The organism is Deltaproteobacteria bacterium (assembly GCA_019309045.1).
GTDB lineage: Bacteria > Desulfobacterota > Syntrophobacteria > BM002 > BM002 > JAFDGZ01.
This window is the reverse complement of the sequence record JAFDGZ010000122.1, coordinates 1-8,663: the sequence shown is the minus strand read 5'-3', so window position 1 is coordinate 8,663 and position 8,663 is coordinate 1. Positions and strand designations below refer to the sequence as shown.

General features: G+C 56.5%; 6 protein-coding genes and 3 pseudogenes. 4 read left to right on the top strand and 5 right to left on the bottom strand.

What is annotated here, in order from left to right; all coding sequences use genetic code 11:
• The first annotated feature begins 110 nt into the window (after positions 1-110).
• The 4 genes and pseudogenes from JRI89_16090 (at position 111) to JRI89_16075 (ending at position 1,621) form a co-directional block, all read left to right on the top strand.
• Positions 111-401 (top strand): type II toxin-antitoxin system RelE/ParE family toxin, encoded by a 291-nt coding sequence (locus JRI89_16090; protein MBW2072757.1) that lies wholly within the window; start codon positions 111-113, stop codon positions 399-401.
• Positions 402-580: 179 nt separating this feature from the next.
• Positions 581-880 (top strand): annotated as a pseudogene (locus tag JRI89_16085) (type II toxin-antitoxin system RelE/ParE family toxin).
• Positions 846-1,257 (top strand): annotated as a pseudogene (locus tag JRI89_16080) (HigA family addiction module antidote protein). Before JRI89_16085 ends, JRI89_16080 begins: the two co-directional pseudogenes overlap by 35 nt.
• A gap of 82 nt (positions 1,258-1,339) precedes the next feature.
• The gene (locus JRI89_16075) at positions 1,340-1,621 is read left to right on the top strand and encodes a hypothetical protein (GenBank protein ID MBW2072756.1); all 282 of its coding nucleotides are present in this window, start codon (positions 1,340-1,342) and stop codon (positions 1,619-1,621) included.
• Positions 1,622-1,645: 24 nt separating this feature from the next.
• On the opposite strand, the gene JRI89_16070 is transcribed toward JRI89_16075, so the two are convergent.
• The 5 genes and pseudogenes from JRI89_16070 to JRI89_16050 all read right to left on the bottom strand — a co-directional run bounded on the left by JRI89_16070 (position 1,646) and on the right by JRI89_16050 (position 8,211).
• Complete coding sequence (locus tag JRI89_16070) at positions 1,646-2,302, bottom strand: bifunctional 4-hydroxy-2-oxoglutarate aldolase/2-dehydro-3-deoxy-phosphogluconate aldolase (GenBank protein ID MBW2072755.1); 657 nt, start codon at positions 2,300-2,302, stop codon at positions 1,646-1,648.
• Between the two features lie 9 nt (positions 2,303-2,311).
• Positions 2,312-4,165 carry a phosphogluconate dehydratase gene (locus JRI89_16065; GenBank protein MBW2072754.1) on the bottom strand — a complete coding sequence of 618 codons (1,854 nt, stop codon included), beginning with the start codon at positions 4,163-4,165 and terminating at the stop codon, positions 2,312-2,314.
• Between the two features lie 12 nt (positions 4,166-4,177).
• Entirely contained in the window at positions 4,178-4,879 is a 702-nt protein-coding gene (gene pgl, locus JRI89_16060) for a 6-phosphogluconolactonase (GenBank protein MBW2072753.1), read from the bottom strand.
• Between the two features lie 14 nt (positions 4,880-4,893).
• Positions 4,894-6,334, bottom strand: a pseudogene (gene zwf, locus JRI89_16055) (glucose-6-phosphate dehydrogenase).
• 770 nt (positions 6,335-7,104) lie between these two features.
• Positions 7,105-8,211: a hypothetical protein gene (locus JRI89_16050; GenBank protein MBW2072752.1), complete on the bottom strand. Its 1,107-nt coding sequence runs from the start codon at positions 8,209-8,211 to the stop codon at positions 7,105-7,107.
• Positions 8,212-8,663: the final 452 nt, after the last annotated feature.

The window sequence follows — 8,663 nt, the reverse complement described above, 5'->3', positions numbered from 1 at the left end:
GAACTTCTGCGGCTTTTAGCCAAGGGCGATAAGGAAGTTGAAATTGGTGAGGGGTATGATTTAGATACTGTTCTTGCTGAAGCCGATTTACTCTTGGATAAGGAGCAATAGTGAAAGTTCGCTTTACCCCCTCTGCTCGAAATCAATTCCTTTCAGCTCTCGCATATGTTCGCCAAGATAAACCCTCTGCGGCTGTCAAATTTCGAGATCGTGCTGAAAAAATTTTACGAAGACTTGAGGACTTACCTGAATCAGGAAGACTCATACCAGAATTTCCAGACCTTCCCTATCGTGAGGTTATCATCTCGCCATATCGGTTCTTTTACAAAATTAAAGCCGATATCGTCTGGATTGTTGCTGTCTGGCATGGTGCCCAGCTTCCGAAGGAACCGGGAGACTGAGCGTCAACCAGGCGCTTCATGCGGACCGGGTGGACGCTACGGCTTTTTCGTAGTGCCTTGCGAGCGCATAGTCTTTAACCATTGCAAACATTTTGGGTTCACCACACCCGGCCGGTAAGCTCTACGTTATTTGCTTAATTTGTAAACAACTTGGCAACTATAATGGACCCCATTATAATATGACCCATGATAAAAACCCTAAGTCTGCTGGCACTGAGGATATTTTTGATGGGATCGCATCTCAAGCAGCTCGAAGATGTTGCCCTCAAGCAATTTGGCAGGTTGCTCGCCGGTAACTGGATCAAATCAATCGAGTTCGCGAGATCAATGAACTTAGAGTGCCTTCATGTAATCGCCTGGAACGCTTGAAGGGTGACCGGGAGAATCAATACAGTATCCGCATTAATCAGCAGTATAGAATTTGTTTTATATGGGAGGAAGGCCATGCCTGCGAGGTCGAAATCACAGATTACCACTGATACGGGGAGGCGCTTGCCCCGAAATCGTCCCCCGACACATCCGGGGGAGATGCTTTTCGAGGAATTCGTCAAACCACGGCCTTACACAAGCAGAACTCGCCCGTCGCCTGGGGGTTTCCTACCCTCGTCTCAACGAAATTATCAAAGGCAAGCGTTCGGTAACTCCGGATACGGCATTGCGGTTGTCCCATGTTTTAGGTATGTCTGCAGATTTTTGGCTGCGCTTGCAGCAGGATTGGGATCTTTGGCATGCAATGAACAGCCCTGAAGCAAAACAGATTAAGCGCCTGAAACCAATTCCCAGAGACCAACATTCTCTAGCATACCTTTCGCTGAACTCCGACGGCGCTAACAGCTCTGTTGCCCCTATTCATTGAGTGCTAGAGGCATTACGTCAACCACGGCTCAGCTCCGGCGCTCAACGCCGCATGAGAATGTGTACAGGAAAGGATTTAGTAGATGCAAAGGAAGCAAATCGATTATAGCCAACCCGTGGAAGTTACCCTCAATAGTCACGAGAAATCGCTGATTCTTGAACACACATTTGTTGGTCCCGATCTCACTGATCAGTTTGAACTAGCCAGCGAAAAAGAGGGCAAGATCATTGTCAAGTATACTCTTGATGAACTCGAAGAGCTGCTGGGTTTCATAGCTGCCGAGGCAAATCATACTGAGGACAGTAGACTGCAGAAAGAACTCGACGAGTTGTACGACCGGCTCCAGACAGAAATGGAGCCTTAAATGCCCCTGCTCCCCTGTGCCTTCCTATTGTGAAGCCCCTTCGATTGCCTGGCGCGCCAGGGCCGTGATTCTCTGCCAGTCGCCTTTGGCAATGGCATCGGAAGGCGCCAGCCAGGAGCCGCCCACGCAGGCCACGTTCTGCAAGGCCAGGTAGTCCCGGAAGTTGGCATAGGTCACCCCGCCGGTGGGGCAGAAAGTAATATGAGGAAATGGTCCGCCAATGGATTTTAACAACCGCACGCCGCCGGCGGCCTCGGCAGGGAAAAACTTGAAAGCCCGGTAACCCCTCTCCATGCCCAGCATGAGCTCGGAGGCCGTGGCAATGCCGGGAATCAGCGGAATGGAGCCCTCGCGAGCGGCCTCCAGCAGGCTGGGCGTCAGGCCGGGGCTGATGGCAAACAGGGCGCCAGCCTCGCTCACGGCAGCCAGGTCACCAGGCGAGGTTACCGTGCCGGCCCCCACCAGGGCATCAGGCACCTCGCGGCTGATGCGGCCGATGGCCTCCACGGCTGCATCCGAGCGCAGGGTGATCTCCAGCACCCGCACACCGCCCTCAAGCAGGGCTCTGGCCAGCGGCACGGCCTGATCGATCTCGTGGATCACTATAACCGGAATTACCGGCCCCGCGTGCAGGATGTCCAGGGGGTCTATTTTCCAGTTTTCTAATTCTAAATTGGGCATATTTATGGCTCACTCATGTGTTTTGGGGATATTGCAGCTGTCTCCGCCATAAGTAAAAATGGCGGTGCCGCCTTCTTCGGCGCCCAGCAACTGACGGCGCAGGGGAGCAAAGATCTGCCGTCCCAGGCCGTACTGGTGCTCGGCGAGATCCGGGACCACCGCTTCGCGCCGCCTCAGTTCTTCACTGTCCACCATGAGCTCCAGTGTGCCGGCGGCCGCATCCATGCGGATCATGTCGCCGTCCTGCACCCTGGCCAGCATGCCGCCGCAGTAGGCTTCCGGGGTGCAATGGATGGCAAAGGGCACTTTGCCCGAGGCCCCGGACAACCGCCCGTCAGTCACCAGCCCGACGGTATAGCCGCGGTCCATGATGATGGACAGATAAGTTATCAGCTTGTGCAGCTCCGGCATGCCGTTGGCCTGCGGCCCCTGGAAGCGCACCACAGCCACCAGGTCGCGGTCCAGCCGGCCGGCCTTGTAGGCCTCTTCCAGTTCGTGCTGGCTGTCGAAGACCATGGCTGGCGCCTCCACCAGGGTGTGCTCGCCGTCGGCCAGGGCCGAGATCTTCATGATGGCGCGGCCCAGGTTGCCGGCCAGCAGCTTGATGCCTCCCATGGTGTCGAAAGGCGCCTCCACAGTGGCCATGACATCGGGGGCGGCGGAGTGCCGGGGTCCCTCCTGCCAGACGAGCTGTTCCACCTCGAGGACGGGCTGCTGCAGGTAGCGGGAGAGGCCTGCGCCGGCTACGGTGTGCACGTCCTCATGCACCAGTCCGCCTCCTAGCAGCTCGCGGATCAACAGGGCCATGCCGCCGGCCTGCTGGAAGGAGTTGATGTCGCCTGGACCGTTGGGGTAAATGCGCACGATGAGGGGCACCACGTCAGACAGCTCGGCAAAGTCGTTCCAGTCGATGCGAATGCCGGCGGCCCGCGCAATGGCCACCAGGTGGATGGTCTCGTTGGTAGAGCCCCCGGTGGCCAGCAGGCCTACCATGGCGTTGACCACGGTTTTCTCGCTGACAACGCGGCCAATGGGGATGTAGTCGTCGTCCAGGTGGGTCATGGCCGTGATGCGAGCGGCCGCCGCCCTGGTAAGAGCGTCTCTCAGCGGCGTGCCGGGATTGACGAAGGAGGCGCCAGGCAGGTGCAGCCCCAGCATTTCGGCCATCAGCTGGTTGGAGTTGGCCGTGCCGTAGAAGGTGCAGGTGCCCGGGCTGTGATAGGCGCGGCTCTCGTAGTCCAGCATTTCGCGGCGGCTGATCTTTCCCTGGGCGAAAAGCTCACGGGCACGGGCCTTCTCCTTGTTGGGCAGACCAGAGGTCATGGGGCCGCCTGGCACCAGGATCATGGGAAGGTGGCCGAACTGCAGCGCACCCATGAGCAGCCCGGGTACGATCTTGTCGCAGATGCCCAGCAGGAGCGCCCCGTCGAAGACGTTGTGTGAAAGGGCGATCACGGTAGACATGGCGATGACATCGCGGCTGATGAGGCTCAGGTCCATGCCCGCTTCGCCCTGGGTGACGCCGTCGCACATGGCCGGCACCCCGCCGGCGAACTGAGCAACACCTCCGGCGGCGGCCACGGCCTCGCGGATGATGCCGGGGTACGTCTCGTAGGGACGGTGGGCCGAGAGAATGTCGTTGTAGGCCGAGATGATGGCTATGTTGGGGCGGCTTTCGTCCAGCAGCGCCGTGCGGCACTCTGGTCCGCAGCCGGCCAGGTCGTGCGCCAGGTTGCTGCAGGGCAGCCGATGGCGGAAGGGGCCTGCGGCCCTGTCCTGATCGATCCGCTGCAGGTAAGCTTGCCGGTGTTTTTGGCTGCGCTCTACAATGCGGCGGGTGACATTTTCTACGGTTCTGTGCATGCTGTGTCTCCTTCAAGGTCCCCAGAAAACGACCACCGGAGTCGTCTGCTGACGCAGGATGAAGCGGATGGGCATCTCGTGAGCCGGTCCCTCCTGCAGGGCCTTCTGCAGGACCTGCCATTTCTCCTGACCGGTGATGTGCAGGAAGATCCGCCGGGCATCCAGGATGGCCGGCAATGTGAGGGTCATGCGGTCGTGGGGGGCAGCGGGCGGTGTGACAGCCATGCAGGTGCGGCCCGACATCATGTCCGTGGCTGCAGCCAGCTGCGCAGCCCCCGGAAACAGGGAGGCGGTATGCCCGTCTTTGCCCATGCCCAGAACCAGCGAGGCATAGGGGTGCGGCAGCTTAGCAAGACGCTGCTTGCACTCGGCTTCACCCTCTGCAGCCGTGGCCGCCGGCGTCTTGAGGCCCACAAAGTTGGCGGCAGCTGCCCGGTTCTGCAGCAGGCGGCTGCGAACCAGATGCTCGTTGGAATCCGCATCGTCTGGGGCCACCCAGCGTTCGTCCACCAGAGTGACGACCACCTTCTCCCACGGCACTGCCAACTGCGACAGCTGGTCGAACAGGGCCGCCGGAGTTGAACCGCCGGAAACCGCCAGGCAAGCCTCCCCGGAGCGCTCCACAGCATGGCTGAGCAGCTCGGCAATGCGTTCGGCCAGGTCCACGGCCAACCCTTGCCGGTCCACAAATTTCTTGATCCCGGGATTTTGCATGCCAGCAGCGTATCCTATTCTTCCCACTCGCGCCCGTCTCTGGCCAGCAGGGCCACCGAGCCCACCGGGCCCCAGCTGCCGGCCGGATACTTTTTGGGCGGTTCGTCACTCTGGGCCCAGGCATTCTGAATGGAGTCGATCCAGGTCCAGCACAGCTCCACCTCATCGCGGTGGATAAAGAGGGCCTGGTTGCCCTGCATGATCTCCAGGATCAGACGCTCGTAGGCGTCGGCGATGCGCTCGCCGTGGAAGGCCTCGCAAAAGCTCAGGTCCAGCATAGTGCGCTGCAGCCGTACACCTTCGCCGATGCCAGGGATTTTGTTGAGCATCTCGATTTCCACGCCTTCGTCGGGCTGCAGCCGGATAATCAGTTTGTTGGGCGGCAGCTTCCGGTAGGAGTCCACGAAGATGTTATGGGGCAGCCGCTTGAAGATGATGACCACCTCCGAGCGCTTGGTAGCCATGGCTTTGCCAGTGCGAAGGTAGAACGGCACATAAGCCCAGCGCCAGTTGTCGATGTCCACCCGGATGGCCACAAAGGTCTCGGTGGTGGAATTGGGATTGCCGCCTTCCTCCTCGAGGTAGCCGCGCACTGGCCGGCCCTCGATAAATCCTGCGCTGTACTGGCCGCGCACCACCTTTTCTTCCACATTGTCGACAGTGATGGGGCGCAGCGCCTTGAGGATCTTGAGCTTCTCGTTGCGCAGGCTGTCGGCCTGCAGGTTGACCGGCGGCTCCATGGCAACCAGGGTCAGGATCTGCATCAGGTGGTTCTGCACCATGTCGCGCAGCTGGCCGGCCTCGTCGAAATACCCCCAGCGACCCTCGATACCAACCTCTTCGGCCACAGTAATCTGTACATGGTCAATGGTGTTGTGGTCCCAGTTGGTGGTAAAGATGGAATTGGCGAAGCGCAGCGCCACGAGGTTCATGACGGTTTCCTTGCCCAGGTAGTGGTCGATGCGGTACACCTGTTCTTCAGCAAACACGCGTCCCACCACATCGTTGATCTCCTGTGACGAGCGCAGGTCGCGTCCTATGGGCTTCTCCAGCACCACCCTGGCCTGGGGCGTGATGAGACCAGCCTGCTCCAGGCCCCGGCAGATATCGTCAAACAGATAAGCAGCCACCGAAAAGTAGTTGACCAGCACCCGTTTCTCCTGGTCCACGATTTCGGCCAGCCGGCTGTACTGGTCTGGCGCCTGGAGGTCAATCATCACATAATGCAGACGGTCGAGCAGCCGTTTAACAGCTTCAGCGTCAAGAGATTCACCCACAAAGTTCTCAAGGGCTTCTTCCATGCTGGTCTGGAAGCCCTCGCGGTTGAGTTCGTGCCGGGCGACGCCTATGATGCGGGTGTCGATAGAGCGAAGGAATGAGCTTGCGCCGGGAAAGGTCCCCCAGGGCGCCGTATATGGTGAAATCGCACGCTTTATCGCCATTGCTGGATGCCATATTGTTCCTCACTTTCTGGCTGATTGTGGTGCCCGGAGTCATCCTGGATTCCGTACTGTACGCCAAGACGGGCTAAAATGAAACCGTTTACTGAACTTTGCAGTGCCAGTGCGACGCCAACGTTCCATGGCACCCTGCGCCCCCGGTATCAAATGTTCGCCTACCGCAACCTTGGCCATAAACAGCAATTCTCTCTGCCACTGTCACGGAAAACCCGCCCTTCGACTCGACCATCAACCGCCTCGAGTTTTATGGAGAAGAGTTTATAACTGCTGTTTTTACCGGCGTTCATCTATTCTGTGCAGGGTGGCCTCCTTTTGCCATACGTGAGCATGACCCTTGTTGTCATGGCGATCAGCTTCACATATCTTTGTATTCTCAGCTCTGTCTCTTCCAGAATTGCCCTAGCATTTCAAGAAAGCCGAACACCGCAGTCAATCATACGGAAAATATGCGGATGCCTATTTATTGGTTCTGGAATTAAAGTGGCGGCATCATCGAGATGACGAAGTGGGCAAGTGCAAGTGACGCGGAATACCGCACTGCTGATTTGCGACATTCGAGGCCGAAAGTAAAAGGAGAATTATCCTGGTAGCAAGACTTAAATTAAAGAAGTCGGTTGGGTCAGAAGTAAGGGCAGTGCCGGTTAATCGAGACCACGAACAAGGTTAATCCGGTATTTTGCCCATGAAGCAAAATTCGTCCAAAATTGCACAGGAACGAATTCGAGGCAGTATGTGAGTAACGCTAAGCAAGCAATAATTTCAATACTAGTTTCCTGAAAAGAGCAGCAATAGGAAACTCGCAGTCGGCGTTACCCGCAACGGTTTTCGGAGCGCCCAGATCTCGGTGCCCGCAGTGTTCAAAGTGGAGGCAAGGAGCCTTCCATCGAAAACGGCCATACTGCTGATACGGCTGTTTCCCGTGCTCCCAAAGCCACCCGCAACCGAGGAACTCCAGTCCATTCCGTCGTATCTCCAGATTTCAGCACCATCGGCAGAGTTCCTCGTGCCCACATAAAGGTTGTCATTGTAAGCCGTCATGAACCATGAAAGATCATTGTTCGCAGTTCCAAAACCATCTTTATTGATCTGTTTCCAGGAGGAACCGTTGTACTCCCAGAGCTCTATACCTGTGGTACTGTTCCAGGTCGAAACATAGAGCAGGTTGTTGAAAACAGCCAAACTCGTCGCACTGAAGTTGTTCGCATCACCGAAAGAATTCGTATTCACCTGGTCCCAGGCTCTCCCGTCATAGCGCCACACCTGAGCACCCTCGGTGAAGGAGGCCACAGCCACATGAAGGCTACCATTAAAAAAGGCCATGTCCGTTGGAGCGAATCTGTTGACGTCCCCAAAGCCGTCAGCATTTAGCTGACTCCAATTTACGCCATCATAAAGCCATATCTCAGCACCGGAATAATTCTCTGCACCAGCGAATAAACCATCATTGGAAATAATCATACTGTCTGTCCGCCAGTTATTCTTATCTCCAAAGCCGTCTGCATTAACCTGGCTCCAGTTCTTTCCATCGTACTCCCAGACCTCGGTTCCAGTTGTCGAATTCGCCGTGGCGGCATAGAGCTTGCCGTTCGAGGTCTTCATCTCGGAGATGCCCGTGTTGTTGCTGTCGCCAAAGCCATCTGTATTGACTTGCGTCCATGTTGAGCCGTCATACGACCAGACCTCAGCCCCGGTTGATTCATTTGTTGTACCCACGTAGAGCATCCCGTTAAAGAGCACCATGGCCCACGCATCCTCATTGCTAGAATCACCCAGGCCTCCGCTAGTCACCAAGTTCCAGGTATCGGCGGCACCCAGTCCTGGAAAAAAAAGCAGAGCAACAAGAACCGCCGTAAAAAGAAGCTTTTTCATCATCCCCCCGAAGTTTGCTGAATATTGTAGCAAAATACTACACCTCAGAACTGGAACTGTCAACCATCCACTTACATTTGCATTCGAGGGCTGGTCAAGTTAACTACTTGACTTGACGACAGATAGTATCGAAAATAGAGCCAAATTTGGATCAGTACCGGCTTTTTGACAGGTGTAAACAGCCATATTAAAGGGACACCCATAATGGCGGGAGCTACAGCAGATCCCACTACCCGCACTGCGACTTTGGCGAGATAAGCGAGCTCAGCCTTTGGCCTCAATGTATAGCAATGGTATTTACCAGAACACAGGCCAGAACCTTCTACGACCGCTTTGGAAAGAAGCAGGATGCCCAGGCCTTTTATGAAGATGCAGCGCTGAATGAGCTGATAATTCATGGCAAGTTCGAAGAGGCAGAAAGCGTCTTCGAATTTGGCTGCGGAACAGGCCGCTTT